At 68.7% G+C, this 25,229-nt stretch carries 16 protein-coding genes, 1 tRNA gene and 1 rRNA gene; 11 read left to right on the forward strand and 7 right to left on the reverse strand.

Annotated elements, in window-relative coordinates; all coding sequences use genetic code 11:
- Positions 1–54: 54 nt before the first annotated feature.
- The 3 genes from NO364_RS16115 to lipA all read right to left on the reverse strand — a co-directional run bounded on the left by NO364_RS16115 (position 55) and on the right by lipA (position 3,722).
- Positions 55–1,656: a dihydrolipoamide acetyltransferase family protein gene (locus tag NO364_RS16115; RefSeq protein WP_257628031.1), complete on the reverse strand. Its 1,602-nt coding sequence runs from the start codon at positions 1,654–1,656 to the stop codon at positions 55–57.
- The gene (locus tag NO364_RS16120) at positions 1,653–2,645 is read right to left on the reverse strand and encodes an alpha-ketoacid dehydrogenase subunit beta (protein ID WP_257628032.1); all 993 of its coding nucleotides are present in this window, start codon (positions 2,643–2,645) and stop codon (positions 1,653–1,655) included. Before NO364_RS16120 ends, NO364_RS16115 begins: the two co-directional genes overlap by 4 nt.
- A gap of 147 nt (positions 2,646–2,792) precedes the next feature.
- Complete coding sequence (gene lipA / locus NO364_RS16125) at positions 2,793–3,722, reverse strand: lipoyl synthase (protein ID WP_157689905.1); 930 nt, start codon at positions 3,720–3,722, stop codon at positions 2,793–2,795.
- A gap of 99 nt (positions 3,723–3,821) precedes the next feature.
- Here lipA and NO364_RS16130 point away from each other — a divergent pair, with 99 nt between their 5' ends.
- Positions 3,822–5,276 carry an MATE family efflux transporter gene (locus NO364_RS16130; protein ID WP_257628033.1) on the forward strand — a complete coding sequence of 485 codons (1,455 nt, stop codon included), beginning with the start codon at positions 3,822–3,824 and terminating at the stop codon, positions 5,274–5,276.
- 90 nt (positions 5,277–5,366) lie between these two features.
- Positions 5,367–7,745, forward strand: a complete 2,379-nt coding sequence (locus NO364_RS16135; RefSeq protein ID WP_157689903.1) for a DEAD/DEAH box helicase — start codon at positions 5,367–5,369, stop codon at positions 7,743–7,745.
- Positions 7,746–7,842: 97 nt separating this feature from the next.
- Here the strand turns inward: NO364_RS16135 and NO364_RS16140 are convergent, their stop codons facing one another.
- Positions 7,843–10,419, reverse strand: a complete 2,577-nt coding sequence (locus NO364_RS16140) for a PAS domain S-box protein (RefSeq protein ID WP_257628034.1) — start codon at positions 10,417–10,419, stop codon at positions 7,843–7,845.
- A 93-nt stretch (positions 10,420–10,512) separates the two neighbouring features.
- Positions 10,513–11,076 (reverse strand): HAD family hydrolase, encoded by a 564-nt coding sequence (locus NO364_RS16145; RefSeq protein ID WP_257628035.1) that lies wholly within the window; start codon positions 11,074–11,076, stop codon positions 10,513–10,515.
- 232 nt (positions 11,077–11,308) lie between these two features.
- Between NO364_RS16145 and NO364_RS16150 the strand changes: the two genes are divergently transcribed.
- The 6 genes from NO364_RS16150 (at position 11,309) to NO364_RS16175 (ending at position 20,994) form a co-directional block, all read left to right on the forward strand.
- Positions 11,309–12,037 carry a topoisomerase DNA-binding C4 zinc finger domain-containing protein gene (locus tag NO364_RS16150; RefSeq protein WP_233255227.1) on the forward strand — a complete coding sequence of 243 codons (729 nt, stop codon included), beginning with the start codon at positions 11,309–11,311 and terminating at the stop codon, positions 12,035–12,037.
- 45 nt (positions 12,038–12,082) lie between these two features.
- The gene (endA, locus tag NO364_RS16155) at positions 12,083–13,120 is read left to right on the forward strand and encodes a tRNA-intron lyase (RefSeq protein WP_157689900.1); all 1,038 of its coding nucleotides are present in this window, start codon (positions 12,083–12,085) and stop codon (positions 13,118–13,120) included.
- 1 nt (position 13,121) lies between these two features.
- The gene (locus NO364_RS16160; protein WP_157689899.1) at positions 13,122–14,705 is read left to right on the forward strand and encodes a tryptophan--tRNA ligase; all 1,584 of its coding nucleotides are present in this window, start codon (positions 13,122–13,124) and stop codon (positions 14,703–14,705) included.
- Positions 14,706–14,946: 241 nt separating this feature from the next.
- Entirely contained in the window at positions 14,947–16,491 is a 1,545-nt protein-coding gene (gene pheS / locus NO364_RS16165) for a phenylalanine--tRNA ligase subunit alpha (protein WP_257628036.1), read from the forward strand.
- The gene (gene pheT, locus NO364_RS16170) at positions 16,491–18,203 is read left to right on the forward strand and encodes a phenylalanine--tRNA ligase subunit beta (RefSeq protein WP_257628037.1); all 1,713 of its coding nucleotides are present in this window, start codon (positions 16,491–16,493) and stop codon (positions 18,201–18,203) included. The genes pheS and pheT overlap by 1 nt, the downstream gene beginning before the upstream one ends.
- 187 nt (positions 18,204–18,390) lie before the next feature.
- Positions 18,391–20,994: a valine--tRNA ligase gene (locus tag NO364_RS16175; RefSeq protein WP_257628038.1), complete on the forward strand. Its 2,604-nt coding sequence runs from the start codon at positions 18,391–18,393 to the stop codon at positions 20,992–20,994.
- Here NO364_RS16175 and NO364_RS16180 read toward each other — a convergent pair whose 3' ends face one another.
- On the reverse strand, positions 20,995–22,050 hold the full coding sequence (locus tag NO364_RS16180) for a quinone-dependent dihydroorotate dehydrogenase (RefSeq protein ID WP_157689895.1): 1,056 nt from the start codon (positions 22,048–22,050) through the stop codon (positions 20,995–20,997).
- Positions 22,051–22,089: 39 nt separating this feature from the next.
- Entirely contained in the window at positions 22,090–22,287 is a 198-nt protein-coding gene (locus NO364_RS16185) for a hypothetical protein (protein ID WP_049937926.1), read from the reverse strand.
- A 186-nt stretch (positions 22,288–22,473) separates the two neighbouring features.
- Here NO364_RS16185 and NO364_RS16190 point away from each other — a divergent pair, with 186 nt between their 5' ends.
- The 3 genes from NO364_RS16190 (at position 22,474) to NO364_RS16200 (ending at position 25,112) form a co-directional block, all read left to right on the forward strand.
- A complete protein-coding gene (locus NO364_RS16190) occupies positions 22,474–22,785 on the forward strand; it encodes a non-histone chromosomal MC1 family protein (protein WP_157689894.1) in 312 nt (103 codons plus the stop codon).
- Positions 22,786–23,438: 653 nt separating this feature from the next.
- Positions 23,439–24,908 (forward strand): 16S ribosomal RNA (locus tag NO364_RS16195).
- A gap of 132 nt (positions 24,909–25,040) precedes the next feature.
- Positions 25,041–25,112 (forward strand) — tRNA-Ala (locus tag NO364_RS16200).
- The last annotated feature ends 117 nt before the right edge of the window (positions 25,113–25,229 follow it).

Consider the following 25,229-nt stretch of genomic DNA (forward strand, 5'->3'; position numbering starts at 1 on the left):
CTGAATAAGTGCCGTGCTTGGTGCAAACGGGTGTTTAAGATGGGGTAGGAACGATCAGTCGACCAGCAACCGGCTCGGACTGCGAAGCAGGTCCATCACCCGGTTGGTGAACCGGGCGGCCACCGCGCCGTCGACGACGCGGTGATCGACGGAGAGCGAGAGCGGGAGGGTGTACCGTGGGACCACCTCGCCGTCGACGACGCGGGGGCGCTCCGCGACCCGGCCGAGCGCCAGAATCGCCACCTCGGGGTAGTTGACGATGGGCGTGGCGTACTCCCCGCCGATGACCCCGACGTTCGTGATGGTGAAGGTACCGCCCTGCATCTCCTCGCGGCCGATCGACCGGTCGCGCGCCCGTTCGACCTTCGTCGCCGTCTCGGCCGCGAGGTCGAGGAGTCCCTTCCCGTCGACGTCCTCGACGACGGGAACCATGAGGCCCGCGTCCGTCGCCGTCGCGATGCCGAGGTTGTACTCGTCGTGACAGACGATCTCCTCGGCCGCCTCGTCGAGCGAGGCGTTGACCCGCGGGAACTCGCGGAGCGCCCGCGTCACCGCGCGCATGACGAAGGGGAGGTAGGTCAGGGTGACGCCCTCGGCCTCGGCGTAGGCTTCGAGTTCGGCTTTCGTCTCTACCAGCCGCGTCACGTCCACCTCGTCGGTGTGGGTGGCGTGGGGTGCCGTATACTTCGAGCGCTCCATCTGCTCGCCGATCGAGCGCCTGATGCCGCGGTACGGGATCCGGTCGCCCGGCTCCGGACCTCCCTCGGCCGCCGTTTCGTCGTCCCCCGTCGCCTCGCCGACCCCCACGCTCGCCGTCGTCTCTGCCGTCCCTTCGGTGGCCGCCACCTCGGCTGCGTCCGCCGATTCGGCCGTGTCCGTCGCCTCCCCTACCCGCGCCGCGTACTCGCGGACCATCGCGGCCGTGACGAACGGGACGCCGTCGCGCTCCCGGTCCGTCGGCACCGTATCGAGGTCGACGCCGAGTTCGTCCGCCAGCCCACGGGTCGCCGGCGCCGCGAGGGTCCGGTCGCGGGCCGTCCGGTCCCGCTCTCGTTGCCGTTCGACCGCCTCGCTCGCCGTCTCGACCGCTCGAGCCGACTCCCGTCGGGTGCGTCCCTCGGTCTCCAGCTCGCCCGCCGCCGACAGCACGACCGTCGCGTCGGGGTCGAGCGACCGCGGTTCGGGCCGCCCGGTGGCCGTCGGCTCGCCCGCCTCGTCGTCGGCCGCCGCCCGCACGTCCGCGTCGGTGACGCGCCCGCCCGGTCCGGACCCCTCGACCCGCGCGACGTCGACACCGAGTTCGCGCGCCAGCCGACGGGTGCTCGGGGCGGCGAAGGCGCGGCGGGCACCGGTGTCGTCGGTCGCCGCGGCGGCCGCGTCGCCCTCGCTCGCCTCGTCGTCGGCCGTCTCGCCGTCGTCGACCTCGACCGAGACGATGCCCGTTCCGACCGGCACCATCTCGCCCTCCGCGACGTGCAGTTCCGTCACCGACCCCGCGTACGGCGACGGGAGGTCGACGACCGCCTTGTCCGTCTCCACCTCGGCGAGCGGCTGGTCCTCTTCGATGGTCTCGTCCGGCTCGACGAGCCACCGGAGGAGTTCGCCCTCCGCGACCCCCTCGCCGACGTCCGGGAGGCGGAACGTCTCGACGGTCATGGGAACGCGACGACCTCCCGGATCCCCTCCTCGATGCGCGTCGGCGACGGGAGGTAGTAATCCTCCAGGGCGTACAGCGGGACGGGTGCGTCGAAGCCCGCGATCCGCTCGATCGGCGCCTCCTGGTAGAGCAGCGCCTCCTCCTGGAGGATGGCCGTGAGTTCGCCGCCCAACCCCCCGGTCTTGGGCGCCTCGTGGACCACCGCCGCCCGCCCCGTCTTCTCGAAGGACTCGACGACGGTGTCACGGTCCAGCGGCGAGAGCGTCCGCAGATCGACCACCTCGCAGTCGATCCCCTCGTCGGCCAGCGTCTCGGCCGCCTCCATCGTCGGCCGGGTCATCGCCCCCCAGGTGTAGACGGACACGTCGCTTCCCTCGCGCCGGACCGCGGCCTCGCCCAGCGGGACCGTATGTTCGCCGGCCGGCACCTCCTCGCGAAACGCCCGGTAGATCAGCTTGGGTTCGAGGAAGATCACCGGGTCGGGGTCACGGATCGCCGACGCCAGCAGCCCCTTGGTGTCGGCCGGCGTCGACGGCACCACGACCTTCAGCCCGGCCTCGTGGACGAAGAAGGCCTCCTTCGACTCCGAGTGGTGTTCCGGCGCGCGGATCCCGCCGCCGTACGGCGCCCGGACGACCATCGGGCAGGTGAACCGCCCGCGACTCCGGGAGCGGATGCGGGCCGCGTGGCTGACGATCTGGTCGAACGCGGGGTAGATGAACCCCATGAACTGGATCTCTGGCACCGGTCGGAGGCCGTAGGCCGCCATCCCGATCGAGGTGCCGACGATGCCCGACTCCGCCAGCGGCGTGTCGATCACCCGATCCCCGCCGAACGTCTCGTAGAGTCCCTCGGTCGCGCGGAAGACGCCGCCGTTCCTGCCGACGTCCTCCCCGAGGACGATCACGTCCTCGTCCCGTTGCATCTCGGTTTCGAGCCCGTCCCGTACCGCCTGTACCAGGGTCAGGTTCCGTGTCTCCGTGCTCATATTCGGGCGTTGGTCCGTCGTGTCCGTGGTCGGTTCGAATCCCCGCGCCGTCCGCGCCGTCGATCCGTCCACCCACCGCCGCCGGCCGTCGCGGGGTACTCCTCCATGGCGGCCCCTCGCTCCCGCGGGTCTTATGCGTTCGCCCCGTCAGGTCGCCGCGTGTGCCTCGCGGCGCGCCTCGTCGACGCTCCGGCCGTCACGGAGGACGGCGTCGACGAACAGCTCCCCGGCGCGGTACGACGACCGCACCATCGGTCCGCTGGCACAGTAGAGGAAGCCGAGTTCCTCCTCCGCGACCCGGCGCCACGTCTCGAAGGCGTCCGGGTGGACGTACTCGTAGACGTCGAGGTGCGAGCGCGAGGGTTGGAGGTACTGGCCGAGCGTCACCACGTCCACCCCCGCCTCGCGGCAGTCCGCGAGCGTGCGGTAGACCTCGTGGTCGTACTCGCCGACCCCGAGCATCAGGCTCGTCTTCGTGTACACGTCCGCGACGTCGGCGACGTGTTCGAGCACCGACAGCGACTGCTCGTAGCCCGCCCGGCGGTCCCGGACCGGCCACTGCAGGCGCTCGACCGTCTCGACGTTGTGGGCGATCACGTCCGGCCTGGCGTCGACGATCCGGTCGACGAGGCTCCGATCGCCCCGGAAATCCGGGATCAGCACCTCGACGAGGATCCCCGGATCGCGCTCCTTGATCGCCTCGATGGTCCGCGCGAAGTGGCCGGCGCCCTGGTCCGGCAGGTCGTCACGGTCCACGCTCGTCAGGACGACGTAGTCCAGACCGATCTCGGCGACGGCGTCGGCAACCTTCGACGGCTCCTCGGGGTCCAGCGGCTCCATCCCGCCCGTCTCGACGTCACAGAAGTTACAGCCCCGCGAACACCGGTCGCCCATCAACATGAACGTGGCCGTGCCGGGGCCGTTCCGCCCGCTCCAGCACTCGCCCAGGTTCGGGCAGTTCGCCTCCTCGCATACGGTGTGGAGGTCCCGGTCCCGGAGCGTCTCCTTGATCTCCGTGAACCGCTGGCCCGACGGCGGCCGCTGCTTCAGCCAGTCGGGCTTGCGCCTGCGTGCCATGTTCGCCCTTCGGCCCGCCGGGCAAAAACGTGTGGGCTCCCCGCCCGACGGTTTCCGTGATCGATACGTCTATATCGGTCGTTCGTGAACCGGTGCCCGATGAGCGACCGGCGGGCGGCCATCGTCGAGGGCTCCGTACCCCGAACGCTCGTCTCGCTCGCCGTCCCGCTGGTCGCCCAGAACGTCGTCCGCGTCGCCCAGCAGGTGATCGACACCTTCTGGCTCGGCCGGATCGGCGAGACGGCCGTCGCCGCCGTCGGCCTCACCATCCCCGTCCTCGGCCTGCTCTTTGCCCTCCTGGTGACTCCCTTCGTCGGCACCCAGATCCTCGTCTCCCAGCGGGTCGGCGCCGAGGACGACGAGGGCGCGCTTCGGCTGGTCGTCCACGGCGTCGCCCTCGCCCTCGCGCTCGGCGCCCTCGTCGGCGGCGGCGTCGCCACCCTGTCCCGGCCGCTCGTCGCGCTGGTCGGAGCCGGCCCGGACGTGGCGCCCGCCGCCGCCCTCTACCTCGGCGTCGTCGCCCTCGGCCTCCCGCTCGCCGGCGCCAGCGACGCCCTCGAAGCCGGGTTCGTCGGCCGCGGCGACTCCCGGGCCTCGCTCTACATCAACGTCGCCACCGTCGCCGTCAACGTCGTCCTCGACCCGCTGTTCATCTTCGGCGGCGGCCCGGTCCCGGGTATGGGGATCCGCGGGGCCGCGCTGGCGACGGTCGCCGGCTACGCCGCCGGCCTCGCCCTCGCCGTCGCCCTCGCCGTCGGGCCGCGGATGGGCCTCTCTCGCCGTCACCTCTCCCCTGCCCGGGCCGACCTGCGCGCGCTCCTCTCGGTCGGCGGTCCGATCACGGGTCGGCGGGTGGTCAGCCAGAGCGTCCGCGTCGTACTGGTCGGCGTCGTCGCCGTCGCCGGCGGCGCCGCCGGCCTCGCGGCCTACACCGTCGGCGCGCGGGTGGCGAGCGTCGCCGTCCTCCCCTCGCGCGGCCTCGCGCAGGCCGCCCAGAGCATGGTGGGACAGAACGTGGGCGCGGACCGCCCCGACCGCGCCGTCCGCACGGCCCGCGTCGGCGTCGGCGTCGCCGTCGCCGCCCTCGCCCTCCTCGGGGTCGTCCAGTGGCTCGTCCCCGGCCCCGTCGCTCGCCTGTTCGTCCCCGACATCTCCGGCGACGGCCTCGCGCTGACGGTCCAGTACCTCCGGATCCTCGCCTACGGCTACCCCGCCATCGGGGCCGTCGACCTCCTGCTCTCCGGGTTCAACGGCGCGGGCCGCACCCGGACGAGTTTCGTCGCCGACCTGCTGAAATACTGGGCGGTGCGCCTGCCGGTCGCGGCGCTCGCCCTACCCGCCACCGCCTCGGCGTCCGTCTTCGGCGTCGCCGTCGCGCCCGGCCTCGACCTGGGGATGCCCGCCGTCTTCTGGGCGGTCACGGGGTCGAACGTCGCCGCGGCCGTCGGCGTCGGCGCCTACTACGTCCACGCGGTGCGAGGGGGACTGTTCGACGGCGGTGACGACGGCGGGCGCGAGGATGGCGACGACGACGCCGCGACGCCCACGGACTGACCACGAAACGCCTTTGCCCACACGGCCCCCGGACACGGACATGACCCGCCACGGCCGCCCGACCGACGCCCGACCGGGGGTGCCGACCGCGTGAAGGTTGCCGACGCCGTTCCGGAGTTCGCCGACGCCTTCGACTTCGAGGAGTTCAACCGGATGCAACGGGAGGCGTTGCCCGTCCTCGTCGATAGCGACCACAACGTGGTCGCGTCGGCGCCGACGGCCAGCGGCAAGACGGCGCTCGCGGAACTCGCCATCTGCAAGACGCTGAGCGAGGGCGGGACCGCCCTCTTTATCGCCCCGATGCGCGCGCTCACCAACGAGAAGGAGAGCGAGTGGGAGCGCTTCGAGGACCTGGGCTACTCGGTGTACGTCGTCACGGGGGAGCGCGACCTGAACCCACGCCGGGCGCGCCACGCCGACGTGCTCGTGATGACCCCGGAGAAGGTGGATTCGGCCACCCGCAAACACGGCTCCCGGCGCTACGACTTCGTCACCGACGTGGACTGCTCGATCATCGACGAGGTCCACCTCCTCGATTCGGAGCGTCGCGGGGGCGTCCTGGAGGTGACCGTCTCCCGCCTGCGACGGCTCTGTGACCCCCGCTTCGTCGCGCTCTCGGCGACGATGCCCAACGTCGGCGACGTGGCCGACTGGCTGGACGCCCCGCCCGAGGCCACCTTCGCCTTCGGCGACGACTACCGCCCGGTCGACCTCCAGACCGGCGTGAAGACCTACACGCACGGCGAGAACAGCTTCGCCGACAAGTACCGCCGGCTCTACCGCGCGCTCGACCTGGCCGAACCGCACGTCCGCGAGGACGGACAGGCGCTCGTGTTCGTCGCCTCGCGACAGGACGCCGTCAGCGCCGCGGCCAAGACCCGCGACGAACTCGCCGAGCGGGACGTCCCCGTCGGCTCTCGCGGGGATTACGACTTCCACCAGGCCGCCGAGGAACTGGGCGACGACGACCTCCGAAAGGCCGTCCTCGACGGCGTCGCCTTCCACCACGCCGGCCTCTCGAAGGCCGACCGCGACCGGGTCGAATCCTGGTTCCGGGAGGGGAAGATCGCGATCCTCTTTTCGACCTCCACCCTCGCCTGGGGCGTCAACCTCCCCGCGCGCTGTGTCATCGTCCGCGACACCAAGTACCACGATCCGCTGGAGGGCGAGGTCGACATCAGCCCGCTCGACCTCCTCCAGATGCTCGGGCGGGCCGGTCGTCCGGGGTACGACGACGTGGGCTACGGCTGGGTCGTCTGTGACCGTTCCGACGCCGATCGCTATCGGCGCCTCCTGCGCGAGGGTACCGAGATCGAATCCCACCTCGCCGCGGATCTCGACGCCCACCTCAACGCCGAGATCGCGATGGGGACCGTCGACGACCTCGACGACGTGCTCTCGTGGCTCGAAACGACGTACTACTACGTCCGGGCGTCCTCGGAGCCGGCCGCCTACGACTTCGACGGTCTCCGCGACCGGGTGCGCGGGACGCTCGAATCGCTCGTCGACCGCGGATTCGTCGCTATGGGCGAGGACCTCGCCATCGATCCGACGCCGCTCGGCCGCCTCGCCTCGAAGTACTACCTCCGGCTCTCGACCGCCGCGGCCTTCCACGATCTGGCCGAGCGCGACCGGATCGACGCCGACGCCGTCCTCGAAACCGTCGCCGCGGCCGCCGAGTTCGACTCCGTCTCGGCCCGACAGTCGGAGGCCGACGCCGTCGACGCGGTGCTCGGGAGCGAGGCGTCGAAGCCGCCTCGGGGAGGCGGCGAAGCCGCCGACACGGACCACCTGGACGACGGCGGCCGGAAGGTCCTCGCCATCCTCCGTGCGAGCACCAGCGACTCCGTGCCAGCCGACCTGCGGAGCGACGCGTGGATCATCCGCCGGAACGCGCTCCGCCTGCTCGCGGCGCTCCGGGAGTTCCTCGACCGCTTTGCCGGCCCCCGGGCGGCCAACCTCGCCCGACGGCTGGAGGCCCGGATCGAACACGGCGTCAGCCGCGACGCCGTCTCGCTCACCGCCGTGGACGGCGTCGGCGCCGGCCGGGCGAGCACGCTCGCGACCGGCGGCCACTCCCGCCCCGCCGACCTGGTCGCCGCCGGCGCGGACGAACTCACGGCCGCGGGGCTCTCCGAGGGCGTCGCCGAACGGATCGTCGACGCGGCCGCCGACCTTCCCGACGTCTCGGTGTCGTGGGCGGACCTCCCCGACGCCGTCGCCGCCGGCGACAGCGAGATGTGCGAGGTGCGGGTGCGCAACGACGGCGGCGGCGCCCGCGTCGGCGTCCGCGTCACCGTCAACGGCGTCGAGATGCACGAGAAGACGGCTTACCTCTCGGACGTGACGACCGTGCCGGTCGGGGTGTTCGGGGCGGACGCGGACGAACTCGACTTCCGGGTCGAGGTGTCGTTCCCGGAGTTGCCGATACGGCCGTTCGTGGACGGGCAGACGGTACGGGTGGTGTAGTCGCCGCGTTCGGGGCGGACGCCGACGAGCTCGACTCCCGAGTCGAGGTGTCGTTCCCGGCCGATACGGCCGTTCGTGGCTGAGCGGCGGGGGTGTCTCACTCGGCTTTCGGTAGTTCGACGACGAACGCCGCGCCGCCGGCGTCGCTGTCTTCGACGTCGACCGCTCCTCCGTAGCCCTCGACGAGCGTGTCGACCAGATACAGGCCGATGCCGGTTCCCTGGCTGTCGAGGCCCTTCTCCCCCTTGCCGAAGATCGTCTCCCGCTGGGCTTCGGGGATACCCGGCCCGTTGTCCGCGACCCGAACGACGACGGTGGCGTCGCGCTCCGTCACCGAGAGGTTCACCTTCGGCGTCTCCGCGTCGTTGTGCTGGATCGCGTTCTTCAGGAGGTTCCTGAAGACGGAGGTCAGCATGTCGTTCGCCTCGACCGTGGTCCGTGGGATGCTCGTCTCGGTGCTGACGACTGCCCGCGAGTACGTCGATCGCACCTCGTCGAGTTCGTTCCGGAGGACGGCTCGAAGATCGACGGGTCGTGACGCCTCGCCGGTCGAGAGCATCACGTCGGCCATCTCGCGGGCGACCCTCGTGAGTCCGATCGCGTGATCGGCGGTCTCCTGGACCGTCTCGAAGTGGGCGTCCGTCGCCGCGTCGTCACACTCGTCGGCGAGCATCTCCACGTAGCCCGTTATCACCTGGAGGTCGTTGCGAATGTCGTGACGAAGTACCCGGTTGAGGACGTCGAGGTTGTCGCGTTGCTCCTCCAACCGACGCTCGTACTCCTTTCGGGCGGTCACGTCCCGAACCAGCGCGTGCAGCACCGGCTGGCCCTCGTACTCGAATCGGCTGAGCTTCACTTCCGACGGGAACTCCGTCCCGTCGCTGCGCTGGTGTGTCCACTCGAAGAACGCTTCCCCCTCCTCGAAGGCCGTCTCGACGTGCTCAAGCGCCGCCGCTTTCGAGCCCCGCCCGTTCGGTTGTCGTGGGGGAGAGAGAGCCCAGGGCGTGTACTCCCGGAACTCCTCGACTGAGTCGACACCGAACAGTTCGAGGGCCCGTTCGTTACAGTCGAGGTAGCCGTCGCGGTCGAACACCATGAGCGCGTCGCGCGTGTCCTCGAAGAGGCTCCGATATTTCTGCTCCCGCTCCCTGAGCTTCCGCTCCCGATCCTTGCGCTCGGTGATGTCCCGGGCGACGGCGACGAACTTTCGGACGCCGCCGTCGTCGTCGGTGATCGGCGCGACCGTCTGATTGAGGACGATCCGCTCGTCGTCCGCCCGCTCGTCGATCATCTCCGCTTCCCACTGCTCTCCCGAGCGGATCGTCTCCCAGAACTCCTCGTAGAACTCGTCGTCGTACTCCCCCGATTTGAGGATGCGCGGCGTCGCCCCGACGGCCGCTTCCGCGCCGTATCCGGTGATCCGTTCGAAGGCCGGGTTGACGTACTCGATCCGTCCCTCGGCGTCGGTGATGTAGATGGCGTGAGCGCTCCGTTCGACGGCCGCTTTGAACTGCTGTAGCTCGCGCTCCCGACGCTTGCGTTCCGTGATGTCGACGAGATACCCGAGAAGGTGCGTGGTTTCGTTCTCGTTTTCGACCGCTCTGGTGTACTCCTTCACCCATCGAACGTCACCCGACGCCGTGATCACCCGATACGGGTTTAGGGTGATGCTGTCGACCGCCTCGGAATCGAGGTCGTTCGCCTCTCGAACGACCCGTGCCCGGTCGTCCTCGTGGACGATGTCGATGTACCTGCTATCCCTCGACCGGAGTTCCTCCGGCGTGTATCCGAGCACCTCCTCGACGTTCTCCGAGACGTACTCGATGGGCCAGCCTGCCGCGTCTTCCCATTTGAAGACGACCGCTGGGCCCTCTTTGAACATGTCCCGCTCCTCCTCGAGCGCCAGCTCGGCACGCTTCCGGTCGTCGATATCTTGGTGTATCCCCACGGCCCGTGTCGGGGTTCCGTCCGCGGCGCGTTCGACGACCGTTCCGATCGTTCGCACCCACTTCCAGTCCCCCGACTTCGTCTTTAGCCGGTGATCACACCAGTAGTACGGCGTCCGATCCGAGATGTGCGCGGCGAGCGCCTCGTCGTGTCGCTTCCTGTCCTCCGGATGCACCACCCGTTCCCAGCCACGCATTCGGTCACCCATCTCGGCTTGCGTATAACCGAGCATCTCCGTCAAAAGTTCGTCACGTGACACTTCGTCGGTCCGCATGTCCCAGTCCCAGATCCCCAGGTTCGCCCCTTCGAGTGCCAACTCCATGCGCCGTTTGGTGGTGACGAGTTCCGACTCGCGCTCCTTGCGCTCGGTGATGTCACGGCCGGTCACGAGGATGCCGTCGATCACGTCGTCGTCGATCCGGTTCTGCAGGGCCGCCTCGATCCAACGCCACGAGCCGTCGGCCCGTTGGAGTCGGCAGTCGACCCTCCGGGATGTGTCCGGCTCGGTTCGCACCGTTTCGAGCGCGTCCGTGAGGGTGTCCCGGTCGTCCGGGTGTACGTACGCCGTTCCAGCGTCGCCGATCAGGTCCGCTGGCGCGTATCCCAGCACCCGCCGTACCGCGGCGTTCACGTACGTCACGGTCGCGTCGGCGTCGACGACGGCGACGATGTCGTTCGACTCCGCGATGAGTCTTCGACACCGTTCGAAGTCCCCCGAACCCGTCATTTGCGGACGCTACACAATCCGCAACAATATAGTACGGGGATGGAACGTACGCACACTGACGCCTCCCGACCGAGCCGCATCGGCTCCGCGGCCCTACGCTAAGACGTCGAGAGCGACGAACGCCGCCCGCAACGCCTCGGCGTCGGCCGCCTCGTGGTCGGCCAGTTCCGCCGCTTCGGGATCACTGCCGTAGGCGACCGTGAGAATCCCGGCTCGCGTCGCGGCCCGGACGCCGTTGGGCGAGTCTTCGACGGCCACACAGCCGTCGGGGTCGGCGCCCACCCGATCCGCTGCGACGGTGTACACGTCCGGAGCCGGCTTCCCCGGGCCGTCGACGTCTTCGGTGCTCAGCAGCACGTCAACGTCGAGGTCGAATCGCTCGGCGACACGTTCGATCCACGCCCGCGGACTGGAGGAGACGATGGCGAGTCGGAGCCCTCGCGCCCGCAGGTCGGCGAGCAACTCCCGGAGCCCGGGCATCAGTTCGGCCCGCTGGTAGAGGTCGGCCGCCGCCGACTCGTAGAGCTCCAGAAACTCCTCGCGGCTCACGGCCATCTCGTAGTTGTCGGACAGGTAGTCGTACGTCTCGCGGTAGTTGATGCCCCTGATCTCCGCCTGATCGGGGTCGCCGTCGGCCACCGCCGCCGGCAGGATCACGTCCCGCTCGCGGGCGCGCCAGAACCCCTCGGTGTCTACGGACTGTTGTAAGTCAGTTCCGGCGGTCGCCGATTACGGGAGCGGCGACCGCCGGTACACAGTTACAACAGTCCGTATCGACGATCACCCCGTCCATATCGAAGAGGACCGCGTCCATACCTGCCGACCGCTCCCCATCGCCGAAAGGGCTTCGTCCGAGGCTTTTCACCCGATGCCGGCGCCACCGCGCCCCGTGACCGACGCCATCCGCGCCTTCGCCGGCGACTGTACCGTCGAGACCGACGACCGGATCCACCGGGGCCGCGTGCTCGTCCTCGTCAAACCCGACCGGACCGTCCTCGTCCACGACGCCGACGGCTACCAGCCGGTCGCGTGGCTCACCCGCGCCGACGCCGTCACCGTCGAGTCCGACGGCCCGGGGTTCGGCCTCACCGCCCACCTGGACGACCGGACGCTTCGGGTGACCGCCGACCGGATCCGGCGGTCGGTCTACCCCGTCACCGAGGCGGGGGTACCCGTGGGGACGAGCCCCGACTCCGGCGGACCGCTGGTCCGAACCGGGGGCGCCGTCGTCGACGTCGTCGACGACACCCGCTACCCGCTCGTCGCCGGCGCGAGCGTCGTCGACGGAACCTGCCCGGACTGTGGCCTGCCGCGCATGCGTGTCGACCGCGGCGCCACCTTCGAGGTGTGTATCGACCGCGACTGCGAACCGCTCGACGACGCGGTCCGCGAGCGGTTCGACCGGGCGTGGACCTGCCCGGACTGCGGCGACGACCTGCGGATCATCCGCCGCCGGGGACGGCTACTCGCGGGGTGTGACGCCTACCCCGACTGCGAGACGGCGTTCACGGTCCCGGCCGGCGTCGTCGTCGACGACTGCCCGTGTGGCCTGCCCGTCTTCGAGACGGCGACGGGACGCCGGTGTCTCGACGGCACCTGCGACCGGCGCTCGGAGTGAGCGGTCACCGCAGGCCCTTTACCCCCACCGCGCCCCCATCCGGGTATGCAGGGGACCTTCGAGGACGGCGTCGTCCGCGTCGGCGGCGACGCCAGACAGCGGTTCTACGACGCCCGCGGCTACGGGCGGCCGCTCTCGGGCAACCGGATCGAACTCGCGCCCGTCGAAGCCGCCCACCTCCTCTTTCGGGGCGACCTCGACGCCGTCGTCGACGGCGACGACCGCCTCGACTTCCGGTCCTTCCTCGTCGCCACCGACGCCGCCCTCGCCTTCGTCGTGTACAAGGACCTGCGCGACCGGGGGTTCTACCTCTCGCCCGCCCGCGACGGCTGGGTCGATCACCCGGATGGCGCCGACTTCGTCGTCTTCCCCCGCGGGAGCGGCCCCGAGGACGACGCCGTCGCGTACCGGCTTCGCGTCGCCGGCGAGCGCGAGTCCATCCCCGCCGCCAGCCTCGGCGACGTGACCCTCGCCGTCGTCGACGAGGAGGGAGAGCTCACGTATCTGGAGACGGCGCGGCCGGACGCGGCCGGCGAGGCGGACGGCGGCGAGCGGTACGACCCGCCGACCGGCCTCGACGCCGCCCTCCTCGCCGACCGGGCGGTGGTGTGGGAGCCGCCCGAGGCGCTCCACGACCGGGGGTTCTACGGCCAGCGACTCCTCGGACGGAACGCCGAGACGGGACCCCTCCAGCTGTCGCTCGTGGAGGCGGCGTACCTCGCTCGCCGCGGCACCCTCGACCTGGCCGAACCCCACGTCGTCGAGCGCGGCCGGGCCGTCGAGGGCGAGCGGTTCGACCGCCGGCTCCGCGCCTACGCGGCGCTCCGGGCGGCGGGGAGCGTCCCGAAGAGCGGGTTCAAGTTCGGCGCCGACTTCCGCACCTACGACGCCTTCACCACCGTCGAGGAGATGGACCACTCGGCGCGTTTGATCCGCGTCGTCGCGCCCGATCACACCTTCCTGCCCCGCGACCTCTCGCTCGACGTCCGGCTCGCCGGTGGGGTCCGGAAGCGAATGGTTTTTGCGCTGACCGACGTGAACGAGGGGATAGACTGGCTCTCCGTCGCCCGACTCACGCCCTAACATGACACGAGACAACCCGGAGAACACGGCGGACTCGACTCAGGCGACCGACGGCGGGAGCGACACCGCAAGCGGCGCGGACGACGTGGCGCTCGACCCCTGGGGCTCCTCCACCGTCTCCGACTACCGCAAGCTGTTCGAGGAGTTCGGCATCGAGGCCTTCGACGAGGTGCTCGGCGAGGTGCCCGAACCCCACTACCTGATGCGCCGGGGCGTCATCTTCGGCCATCGCGACTACCGCCCCGTGGCCCGGGCGCTCCGCGAGGGCGAGGACGCGGCCGTCCTCTCGGGCTTCATGCCCACCGGCGACCCCCACATCGGCCACAAACTCGTCTTCGACGAGATCATCTGGCACCAGGAGCGGGGTGCCGACGCCTACGGCCTGATCGCCGACCTCGAGGCCCACAGCGCCCGCGGCCTCTCGTGGGACGAGATCGACGAACACGCCCGCGACTACCTGCTCTCCCTGCTCGCGCTCGGCTTCGACCCCGAGGAGGGCGAACTCTACCGGCAGTCGACCAACCGCGAGGTGCAGGACCTCGCGTTCGAACTCGGATCGAACGCTCGCTTCGCGGAGTTCGAGGGCATCTACGGCTTCGACGGCGAGACCTCCGTCTCCCACATGCAGTCGGTGGTCACGCAGATGGCGGACATCCTCTACCCCCAGTTGGAGGAGCCGAAGCCGACGGTCATCCCCGTCGGGCCGGACCAGGACCCACACATGCGCCTCGCGCGGGACGTGGCCGCCCGGATGCGCTACTTCAAGGTGACCGAGGCGTACGCCTCCTTCGAGGCCGACGCCGGCGAGCGCGACCACCTGGCGGCGGCGTACGCCGCTCTGTCCGACGATTCGGACGCCCCCGTGCGCTGTGTGGACGCCGCCGACTGGCTCGACGCCGAGATGGCGCCCGACGCCGACCGCGACGCCGCCATCGAGAAACTCCGGGAGGCCGGCAAGGAACCGCTCCGCCCCCGCGTTCGCTTCCTCGACCGCAACGCCACCGACGCGGCCTTCGACGCCCTGATCGAGGCGGTGCCGGGCGAGAAGCGCCGCTACGACGAACACGTCGACGCCTTCGACATGGACCGCGCGGCCGCCGAGGAACTGGCCCGCGAGGTGGAGGTCGACCACGGCGGCTTCGGTTTCCTGCCGCCCTCATCCATCTACCACCGGTTCATGACCGGGCTGACCGGCGGGAAGATGTCGTCGTCGGTACCCGCCTCCCACATCTCCCTGCTCGACGACCCCGAGGACGGCTACGACAAGGTGAAGGCGGCGACGACGGGCGGCCGGGAGACGGCCGAAAAGCAGCGCGAACTCGGCGGCGAGGCCGACGAGTGTCCCGTCTACGAACTGTACGCCTACCTGCTCGCGGGCGACGACGACGAGTTCGCGACCGAGGTGTACGAGGAGTGTGTCGGCGGCGAGCGGCTTTGTGGCGGCTGCAAGGAGCAGGCCGCCGAACTCATGCGCGAGTTCCTCGAAGACCACCAGGAGAAACGCGCGGAGGTTGCGGACCTGCTCGACGACCTGGATATCGACCTCGACGCCGACCGTCGCGGCGTGCCCGGCGACGGCCACTGACCGGCGCCCCGGCTTGCAGAACGCTTTTGCCCCACGGCCCGAATCGAACGGGTATGGCGACCGAACCCGCCACGACCGACACGCTCGCCCGCGAAGCGACCGCGTCCGGGTTCGGCTTCTTTTTCGCCCTCTGAGACGGTGGCCGGCGGACTCCGCCCGCGGCGGGCGGACGAAATCGGCCCGCTCGGCGGGCAACGCTTCGGAACCCCTAACTGACCGGCTCGGATGCACGTGAACAAGAATGCGACTCCCGGACTCACAGGTCGCGGTGTTGGAAGCCGCGAGCGCGACGGAGGAACTGACGATCGAACGGTTGAGCGAGGAGACGGGGCTGAAACCGGAGACGGTGACCGGCGCCGCCTTCGACCTCGAGGATGCGGGACTGGTCGCGGTGTCGACCGCCGAAACCGTCTCCCACGAGGTGTCCGACGAGGGCGAGACGTACGCCGAGGCCGGCCTCCCCGAGGTCCGCCTCTACCGCGCCGCGCTCTCGGCCGGGGCCGACGACGCCGCCGTCTCGCTCGGCGAGGTCATCGGCGCGGCGGACCTCGACGGCCCCGAGGTGGACATCGCCCTCGCCAACTACGCCCGCAAGGGGTACGGCGACGTCGACTCGGGCGAGATCACGGCCGACCCGGACGCCGACCCTGACGCCGACCCGGAGGCGACGGCGCTCGCGTCGCTCGTCGATGGCGAGGAGCCACGCTCCTCGGGAAGCCGGCCGCAGGCCGGCGAGTCGGTCGAGGCGTCCGATGCGCTCGATCAACTCGTCCGGCGCGGACTCGTCGACCGGCGGGAGCGGGCCGTCCGCTCGGTCGTCCTCACCGACGAGGGCGTGACCGCGCTGATGGAGGGCGTCGAGGCGGCCGAGACGGTCGACCGCCTCACCCCCGAGATGCTCGCCTCCGGCGAGTGGCGCGACGCCGAGTTCGCCGACTACAACGTCGAGGCCGACGCCCCCGCGGAGCGTGGCGGCAAGGTCCACATCCTCCGACAGACCGCCGAGCGCGTGAAGGACACCCTCGTCGGGATGGGCTTCCGGGAGATGGACGGTCCCCACGCCGACGCGGAGTTCTGGATCAACGACTGTCTGTTCATGCCACAGGACCACCCGGCGCGCACCCACTGGGACCAGTTCGCGCTCGACGTGCCGCCGATGCGGGACATCCCCGAGGACCTGCTGGATCGCGTCCGCTCGGCCCACCTCGAGGGCGTCGGCGACGACGGGCAGGGGTACCACTCCCCGTGGACCGAGGAGGTCGCCCGCGAGGTCGACCTCCGGGGTCACACCACCTCGCTGTCCATGCGCTATCTCTCGGGCAACGAGATCGGCGACCTCGAACCTCCGGAGCGCTTCTTCAGCGTCGAGAAGGTGTATCGCAACGACACGCTCGATCCGACCCACCTGCTCGAGTTCTTCCAGATCGAGGGCTGGGTGATGGCCGAGGACCTCTCGGTGCGGGACCTGATGGGCACCTTCGAGGAGTTCTACCAGCAGTTCGGGATCACCGACCTGCAGTTCAAGCCACATTACAACCCCTACACCGAGCCGTCCTTCGAACTGTTCGGCACCCACCCCGAGACCGGGGAGCTCATCGAGATCGGCAACAGCGGGATGTTCCGCGAGGAGGTCCTCCGGCCTCTCGGCGTCGAGTGTGACGTGATGGCCTGGGGACTGGCGCTCGAACGACTCCTGATGCTCATGTACGGCTTCGACGACATCCGCGACGTCCACGGGACGCTCTGTGACCTCGACCTCCTGCGGAACACGGAGGTGTTGCACTGATGCCGGTCGTCGACGTCGACCCCGACGAACTCCGGCAGCTGACGGGTCACGACGAGAAGAGCGACGAGGCGCTCAAGGAGGACCTGTTCGCCCTCGGACTGGAGTTCGAGGGCGAGACGGAGGACGGAAAGCTCCAACTGGAGTTCGGCCCCGACCGCCTCGACCGCCTCTCCGTCGAGGGGGTCGCCCGCTCGCTGCGCTACCAGTACGGCGACGACCGCGGCGTCTACGTCCCGAACACGAACGACCCCGACTGGACGATCGTCGTAGACGACTCGACGCCCGACGAGCGCCCCTACGTCACGGGCGCGGTGATCCGCGGCGTCGACCTGGACGACGACGCCCTCGACTCCCTGATCCAGCTCCAGGAGAAGCTCCACGCGACGATGGGTCGCAAGCGCGCCAAGGGCGCCATCGGCATCCACGACCTGACGATGCTGAAAGGCGCGGCCCACGGCGAAGACGGCGGCAACTCCATCACCTACCGCGGGGTCGCCCCCGATGGCGACCGGTTCGTCCCCCTCGATTCCGACCGGGAGATGACCCCGGCCGACGTCCTCGAGGACCACCCCACCGGCGAGACCTACGCCTCGCTGGTCGAGGAGTACGACCGCTATCCGGCGATCTACGACGATATCGGCCTGTTCTCGTTCCCGCCGGTGATCAACGGCCGCCGGACCGAGGTGTCCACCGACTCCCGCGAGCTGTTCGTCGAGCTCACGGGGACCGACCAGTGGACCATCGACCGGATGTGCAACGTCATCTGCTACGCGCTCGACGCGCGCGGTGCGACCGTCGAGGAGGTCGAGGTCGAGTACGCCGACGGCCGGCTGGTCCGCCCGGACTTCGAGGTGGACGAAAAGACCGTCGCCCACGAGCGCATCGAGGGGATGCTCGGCGTCGACCTCTCGGTCGAGGAGACGGTCGACCTGTTCGAGCGCTCGGGGCTCGGCGCCGAGCCGTCGGACGCCGACGCGGGCGTCACCTACGAGGTGTCGATCCCGCCGTACCGCACGGACGTCCTCCACCCGCTCGACCTGATCGACGACGTGGGGCGGGCCTACGGGTTCAACGACCTCGATCCCACCTATCCCGACGTCGCGACCGTCGGCGGTCGACACGAGCGCTCGGTCCACGAGGCTGCGGTCCGCACCTCGCTCGTCGGCCTGGGCTTCGAGGACCTGCTCAACTTCCATATGATCTCCGAGGCCGAGAACTACGACCGGATGGGCGTCGACTCCGGGACCGACGTCGTCGGCGGGGGCGAGCCGGTCACCATCACCGAGCCGTACAGCGAGGACTACACGATGCTCCGGACGTGGGCGCTCCCCTCCCTACTGATGGTCCTCGAGAACAACACCCACCGGGCCTACCCGCAGGACCTCGCGGAGGTCGGGCTGGCCGCCGTCGCCGACGACGGCGAGAACACCGGCGTCGCCGAGCGTCGTACCGTCGCGGGCGTGGTGGCCCGCAACGACGCCACCTACGAGGACGCCAAGGCGCGGCTGGCGGCGCTGTGTCACGACTTCGACGCCGACCTGTCGACCCCCGCGACGACCCATCCGACGTTCATCGACGGCCGCGCGGCCGAGGTAGTGATCGACGGCGAGACCGTCGGCGTGATCGGCGAGGTACACCCGCGCGTGCTCGTCGAACACGACTTGGAGTTGCCCGTGGCGGCCTTCGAGTTCCGGCTGGACGCGCTGGCGTAGCTCAATACCGTTCGATATCGACGCCGAGGCGTTCGAGCTCCGCGACGTTTCGCGCGGGACCCGGCTCGCCGACCACGCCGACGATGACGTCGCCGTCGGTGTTCGTCGACGCCGGGGGTGTCCATCCCGTCGAGCCGGCCTAACCGAGGCGTTTAACATCGGTCACTCCGGTAGCGTCACGCGAGCAATGCCGAGCGGAGAATACGACCCGGAGACGGTCGAACGACAGTGGCAGGAGCGGTGGGTCGAGGAGGATCTCTACGCCTACGATGGCGAGGGGGCAGTAGATCCGGACACCGTCTTCTCCATCGACTCGCCGCCGCCGACGGTCTCCGGGAGCCTCCACTGGGGCCACGTCTACGGCTTCACCCTGCAGGACTTCGTCGCCCGGTACAACCGGATGCAGGGCAACGACGTGTTCTTCCCGTTCGGCTACGACGACAACGGCATCGCCTCCGAACGCCTCGCCGAGGGCGAACTCGAGGTGCAACACCAGGAGTACGACCGCGACGTCTTCCAGGAGATGTGTCGCGGCGTCTGTGCGAAATACGAGGCGGACTTCACGGAGAAGATGCAGGCGCTCGGCATCTCCATCGACTGGACCGAGACCTACCAGACCATCGAGCCGCGGGTCCAACGTATCTCCCAGCTCTCCTTCATCGACCTCTACGAGCAGGGTCGGGAGTACCGCCAGCGGGCCCCCGCCATCTGGTGTCCGGACTGCGAGACGGCCATCTCGCAGGTCGAGATGGAGGACTCCGAACAGGATTCCCACTTCCACGACATCGCGTTCGAGGTGGCGGGGCGCGACGAGACTTTCACCATCTCCACGACCCGGCCCGAACTCCTGCCGGCCTGCGTGGCGGTCTTCGTCCACCCCGACGACGACGAGAACCAGTATCTCGTCGGCGAGGAGGCCGAGATTCCACTCTTCGGGCAGACCGTTCCGATCATCGCGGACGAACGCGTCGACATGGAGACGGGATCGGGGGTCGTGATGTGCTGTACGTTCGGCGATCAGAACGACATCGAGTGGTACCAGGCCCACGACCTCGACCTGCGGATCGCCATCGACGAGTCGGGAACGATGACCGACGTGGCCGGGACGTACGAAGGTCTCTCGGCCGACGAGGCCCGCGAGGCCATCGTCGCCGACCTCGACGACGCCGGGGCGCTCCTGGACCGCTGGCCCATCTCCCACGTCGTCAACGTCCACGAGCGCTGCGGGACGGAAGTCGAATTCCTCGTCACCGAGCAGTGGTACGTCAAACTGCTCGACAAGACCGAGGAGTACCTCGAAGCCGGGCGGTCGATGGACTGGTTCCCCGAGAAGATGTTCACACGGTACAAAAACTGGATCGAGGGGCTCCAGTGGGACTGGGCCATCTCCCGCCAGCGGTCGTCGGGCATCCCGTTCCCGGTGTGGTACTGTGAGGCCTGCGACACCGAGGTGATGGCCGACCGCGAGCAGTTGCCGGTCGATCCCCTCTCGGACGACCCACCGGTCGACGACTGTCCGGAGTGTGGCTGTGAGACGTTCGTCCCCGAGGACGACGTCTTCGACACGTGGGCTACCTCCTCGCTGACGCCGCTGATCAACGCCGGCTGGGAGTGGAACGACGAGGCGGGCGAGATGGAGATCGAGCGCCCCGAACTCTATCCGATGGACGTGCGCCCGCAGGGTCACGACATCATCTCCTTCTGGCTGTTCCACACCGTCGTGAAGTGTTACGAACACACCGGCGAGGTACCCTTCGAGAGCGTCATGATCAACGGGATGGTGCTCGACGAGAACAGGGAGAAGATGTCGAAATCGAAGGGCAACGTCGTCGCGCCCGACGAGGTGCTGGAGGAGTTCCCGGTCGACGCTGCCCGCTACTGGGCCGCCGGGAGCGCCGTCGGCGACGACCTGCCGTACAAGGAGAAGGGACTGCGTGCGGGCGAGCGCCTCATGCGCAAGCTCTGGAACGCGTCGAAACTCGTCGATGACCTCACCCCCGAGAAGCGACTCGGGCGGCCGGACCTCCGCGAGATCGATCGCTGGATGCTCGCGGAACTCGACGACCGGATCGAGACCGTCACCGAGCATTTCGAGCGTCGGGAGTTCTCGAAGGCCCGGGACAGCCTCCGCTCGTTCTTCTGGCACACGTTCTGTGACGACTACCTCGAGATCGCTAAACAGCGCCTGCACGACGGCGACGATCCCTCGGCGGCGTACACGCTCCAGGTCGCCCACCGGCGGTTCTGTAAGCTGTTCGCCCCGATCCTCGCACACGTCACCGAGGAGCTGTGGCGCGACATGTACAGCGAGGGCAGCGTCCACACGGCCGACTGGCCCGAACCGCTGGGCGTGGAGGCCGACCTCGCGGCCGGGGAGCGGGCGATGTCTGTCGTCGCCGCCCTGCGGAAGTACAAGACCGACCACCAGCTGTCGATGAACGCCGACGTGGACGCGGTGCGGGTCTACGGCGACGTGGCGGCCTTCGCCGAGGACATCCGACGGGTCATGCACGTCGACGAACTGGAGTCCGTCGCCGAGGACCCGCCGGTCGAGTCGGTCGTGACCGGCGTCGACCTCGATTACTCCCTGGTCGGTCCCGAGTTCGGGAACCGCGTCTCGGACATCGAGGCGGCCATCGCCGACGGCGACTACGAGGTCGTCGACGGCCACCTGCACGCCGCGGACGTCGAACTCGACCCCGAAATGTTCGAACTCGAAGCGGAACGGCGGTACACCGGCGACGGCGAGATGGTCGAGGCGGGCGAGACGGTCGTCATCGTCCGGAACTGATCACAGGTCGGCGCCGACGGCCGCCTCGACGGAGTCGAAGCCGTCCCGTTCCAACAGGTCGCACAGTCCGCGATTGATATCGTGAGCGAGGCTCGGCCCCTCGTAGACCAGTCCCGTGTACAACTGAACGACGCTCGCGCCCGCACGGATCTTCCGGTACGCGCCTTCGGCGTCGGTGATCCCGCCGACGCCGACGACCGGGACGTCGGTCCGCTCGGCGATGAACCCGACCATCCCGGTCGCGCGCTCCTCGATGGGCTTGCCCGAGAGGCCGCCCCGTTCCGCCCGGTTCGGGTTCTGCAGGCCGTCCGGACGGTCGACGGTGGTGTTGGTCGCGACCACTCCGTCCAGGTCCAGGTCGTCGACGACTGCCAGCGCCTCGTCGATGGCCGGGCCCGCCAGATCCGGGGAGAGTTTCACCAACAGCGGTGCGGCGCCGGCGTCGACGAGGCCGCCGAGGATGCGCTCCAACGACTCGCGGTGCTGGAGTTCGCGCAGGCCGGGGGTGTTCGGACTGGAGACGTTCACGACGAAGTAGTCGCCTGCGTCGGCGACCCGGTCGTAGGTGTAGCGGTAGTCGTCGGCCGCGTCGGCCAGGGGCGTCGACTTCGACTTGCCGATGTTGATCCCGACGGGGGCGTCGGGCAGGTCGGCGGTCGCGAGTCGCGCGCCGATCCGGTCGGCGCCCTCGTTGTTGAACCCCATCCGATTGATCAGTGCGCCGTCCTCGGGGAGCCGAAAGAGCCGCGGTCGGGCGTTGCCCGGTTGCCGTTCGGCCGTGACGCCGCCGACCTCGACGTGGCCGAACCCGAGCGCCGTCAGGATCGACGGCAGTTCGGCGTTCTTGTCGAAGCCGGCGGCGACCCCGACCGGGTTGTCGAAGTCGAGTCCGAACGCCTCGGTCCGCAGGCGGTCGTCGTCGACGACGTACCGTCCCCGGAGGCGGTCCTCGACGCTCGTTCCCTGGGCGGCGTGGAGCAGTCGGTGCGTGGCCCGGTGTGCCGTCTCCGCGGGCAGCGCGAACAGGAGCGGCTTACACAGGTCGTAGGCCCTCATCGCCCCGTCCTTCCGTTGCCGTCGATGTCGGTCATCGGTTCAGAAATCGTGTTCCACGTCGTCCGGATCGGCCTTCTGGATGATGATCTTCCCATCACGAACCCGAACGAACACTTCGTCGCCGATGTCCATCCCGGCCACGGCGAGTTCGTCTTCGTGTAGATTGACGTGGACGTTGTGGTACTCGCCGTTCTCGTCCTTGGCGCCGCTTGGACTGAGCTTCTTTTTCCGGACCATCGGGGGTGTCTAGCCCCCTTTCGCCACAGGACACACATAAGTGTTGTCTACCGGCCGACGGTGACAGCCGGAGCGGATTCGTGGGCAGTTCGGCCGAATAGTAGCCGCCGAAACCCGTCAGGGCACCCGATTTGCCGGTATATTTATGTTGTGTCATGTGTTCGATTCCCATAGAGGTCCAAAATCATGGTACGAGAGGACGGTAAGCGGAACTTCGTGATGCGCGAGGAGGGTGAGGAGGACAGCGTGTTCTCCGGGAACATGCCCCGGCAGGCGGCACTGAAGGCAGCACGTCGCCTCGAACCGGCGGATTCGGAGGAGAAAGCCGAGGCGGAGGCCGAGGAGATCCGACTCCGGGAGAAGGGGACCGACAAGGTCCACATCTTCGAGGCGTGGGCCTGGGAACAGGAGGCGCCGGACGACAAACCCGACTGGATGGGCGAGGAGATCACGAAGGGGAACGTCTCGAAGAAGGGTATCGAACACCTCGAGGAGTGACGCCGACCACGCCGGCGAGCGGGGGCGACGAGTGCCGACAGGGCTTTGTTCGCTCGCCGATCACGTCCCTGCGCGCGGCCGCTCCCCGGCGGGACCACCCGTACGCGCGGGGGATGACCGACCGGTCTCCAGCCGCGCGACATTCTACGTCCTCTCGACGACCACGTTCGTGACACGGTGCCGTGTAATCGACTGACGATGCGGCTCCACTTCGACGGCCTTATTTATACCACCCGCCTCCACAGTAGTACGCACGTCGTCGGCGCCGATTCGACGTTCGGACCCGATCCGAACGATCCGAAATCGGCGGCCGGCGGCGGAACGCTTCCGACGCCCTTAAGTGTATGAGGGGGTTCGGTTGTGATGCGAAGGGCGAGGGCGACGGTGCCCTCGGCCTCACTCGGACCGGTCAGACCGACCGGGCGATTCCCGGGCCCGATCAACGGGCTTATGTGGGTCGCCCTCCTCGGTTCAGGTCCGAACGAAACATGAGGATTCCACCCCTGCGGTCCGCCGTAAGCCGGAATCTGATGTGAGCCTTGGTGGTTCGGTGTCACCCGGTCGATTCGGTGACCCGAACCACGGACCTCAGTGGTCTACACGACGCGGAAACATTACGTTTCCCGCCACCCCTCACTCGCAAGAGTGAGCCCATTCCGGTTGATCCTGCCGGAGGCCATTGCTATCGGGGTCCGATTTAGCCATGCTAGTCGTACGAGTTTACACTCGTGGCGAATAGCTCCGTAACACGTGGCCAAACCACCCTACAGAGAACCATAACCTCGGGAAACTGAGGCTAATAGTTCATACCCGTCCCACGCTGGAATGCCGGGACGCGCAAACGTTCCGACGCTGTAGGACGTGGCTGCGGCCGATTAGGTTGACGGTGGGGTAACGGCCCACCGTGCCGATAATCGGTACGGGTTGTGAGAGCAAGAACCCGGAGACGGAATCTGAGACAAGATTCCGGGCCCTACGGGGCGCAGCAGGCGCGAAACCTTTACACTGCACGCGAGTGCGATAAGGGGACCCCGAGTGCGAGGGCATACAGTCCTCGCTTTTCAGTACCGTAGGGAGGTACTGGAATAAGAGCTGGGCAAGACCGGTGCCAGCCGCCGCGGTAATACCGGCAGCTCGAGTGATGGCCGATCTTATTGGGCCTAAAGCGTTCGTAGCCGGCCACGCAAGTCCATCGGGAAATCCGCCAGCCCAACTGGCGGGCGTCCGGTGGAAACTGTGTGGCTTGGGACCGGAAGACCCGAAGGGTACGTCTTGGGTAGGAGTGAAATCCCGTAATCCTGGACGGACCGCCGATGGCGAAAGCACTTCGGGAAGACGGATCCGACGGTGAGGGACGAAAGCCAGGGTCTCGAACCGGATTAGATACCCGGGTAGTCCTGGCCGTAAACGATGTCTGCTAGGTGTGACTCCCGCTACGAGCGGGTGTTGTGCCGTAGGGAAGCCGCTAAGCAGACCGCCTGGGAAGTACGTCCGCAAGGATGAAACTTAAAGGAATTGGCGGGGGAGCACTACAACCGGAGGAGCCTGCGGTTTAATTGGACTCAACGCCGGACATCTCACCAGCATCGACAACAGCAATGACGATCAGGTTGATGACCTTGTCAGAGCTGTTGAGAGGAGGTGCATGGCCGCCGTCAGCTCGTACCGTGAGGCGTCCTGTTAAGTCAGGCAACGAGCGAGACCCGCACTCCTAATTGCCAGCACCGGGTTCGCCCGGGTGGGTACATTAGGAGGACTGCCGTGGCCAACACGGAGGAAGGAACGGGCAACGGTAGGTCAGTATGCCCCGAATGTGCTGGGCTACACGCGGGCTACAATGGCCGAGACAATGGGTTCCAACCTCGAAAGAGGACGGTAATCTCCTAAACTCGGTCGTAGTTCGGATTGAGGGCTGAAACCCGCCCTCATGAAGCTGGATTCGGTAGTAATCGCGTGTCAGCAGCGCGCGGTGAATACGTCCCTGCTCCTTGCACACACCGCCCGTCAAAGCACCCGAGTGGGGTCCGGATGAGGCCGAGTTCCTCGGTCGAATCTGGGCTCCGCAAGGGGGCTTAAGTCGTAACAAGGTAGCCGTAGGGGAATCTGCGGCTGGATCACCTCCTACTGATCGGGACCATCCCTCCGGGATGGCCCACCACGTCCACTGCCGTCCACGGTTCGGCCACCGGGCCGACCGGGCGCCGTAGAACCACCAAGGCTCACACGTCTCGTCTCGCGTCTCCTCCACGGAGACCGGGCCCGTAGCTCAGCGGTAGAGCACCTCCTTTGCAAGGAGGACGCCCTGGGTTCGAATCCCAGCGGGTCCATGCCGACTCACCCGACGCCCGAATCGCACGCCTTAAGTGCACGACGGCGCTCGGTTGAGTCACGCAAGACCGATGCACCATCCCGCGAAAGCGCGGATGGGAAGGGTCGAACGCGCT

This window comes from Haloplanus salinarum, assembly GCF_024498175.1.
Classification (GTDB): Archaea; Halobacteriota; Halobacteria; order Halobacteriales; family Haloferacaceae; genus Haloplanus; species Haloplanus salinarum.

Coding starts and splice junctions, on each gene's coding strand:
- endA (WP_157689900.1), top strand. CDS start 12,083: ATGCAGGGGACCTTCGAGGACGGCGTCGTCCGCGTCGGCGGCGACGCC.
- pheT (WP_257628037.1), top strand. CDS start 16,491: ATGCCGGTCGTCGACGTCGACCCCGACGAACTCCGGCAGCTGACGGGT.
- NO364_RS16120 (WP_257628032.1), bottom strand. CDS start 2,645: ATGAGCACGGAGACACGGAACCTGACCCTGGTACAGGCGGTACGGGAC.
- NO364_RS16185 (WP_049937926.1), bottom strand. CDS start 22,287: ATGGTCCGGAAAAAGAAGCTCAGTCCAAGCGGCGCCAAGGACGAGAAC.
- lipA (WP_157689905.1), bottom strand. CDS start 3,722: ATGGCACGCAGGCGCAAGCCCGACTGGCTGAAGCAGCGGCCGCCGTCG.
- NO364_RS16130 (WP_257628033.1), top strand. CDS start 3,822: ATGAGCGACCGGCGGGCGGCCATCGTCGAGGGCTCCGTACCCCGAACG.
- NO364_RS16140 (WP_257628034.1), bottom strand. CDS start 10,419: ATGACGGGTTCGGGGGACTTCGAACGGTGTCGAAGACTCATCGCGGAG.
- NO364_RS16190 (WP_157689894.1), top strand. CDS start 22,474: ATGGTACGAGAGGACGGTAAGCGGAACTTCGTGATGCGCGAGGAGGGT.
- NO364_RS16160 (WP_157689899.1), top strand. CDS start 13,122: ATGACACGAGACAACCCGGAGAACACGGCGGACTCGACTCAGGCGACC.
- pheS (WP_257628036.1), top strand. CDS start 14,947: ATGCGACTCCCGGACTCACAGGTCGCGGTGTTGGAAGCCGCGAGCGCG.
- NO364_RS16180 (WP_157689895.1), bottom strand. CDS start 22,050: ATGAGGGCCTACGACCTGTGTAAGCCGCTCCTGTTCGCGCTGCCCGCG.
- NO364_RS16175 (WP_257628038.1), top strand. CDS start 18,391: ATGCCGAGCGGAGAATACGACCCGGAGACGGTCGAACGACAGTGGCAG.
- NO364_RS16115 (WP_257628031.1), bottom strand. CDS start 1,656: ATGACCGTCGAGACGTTCCGCCTCCCGGACGTCGGCGAGGGGGTCGCG.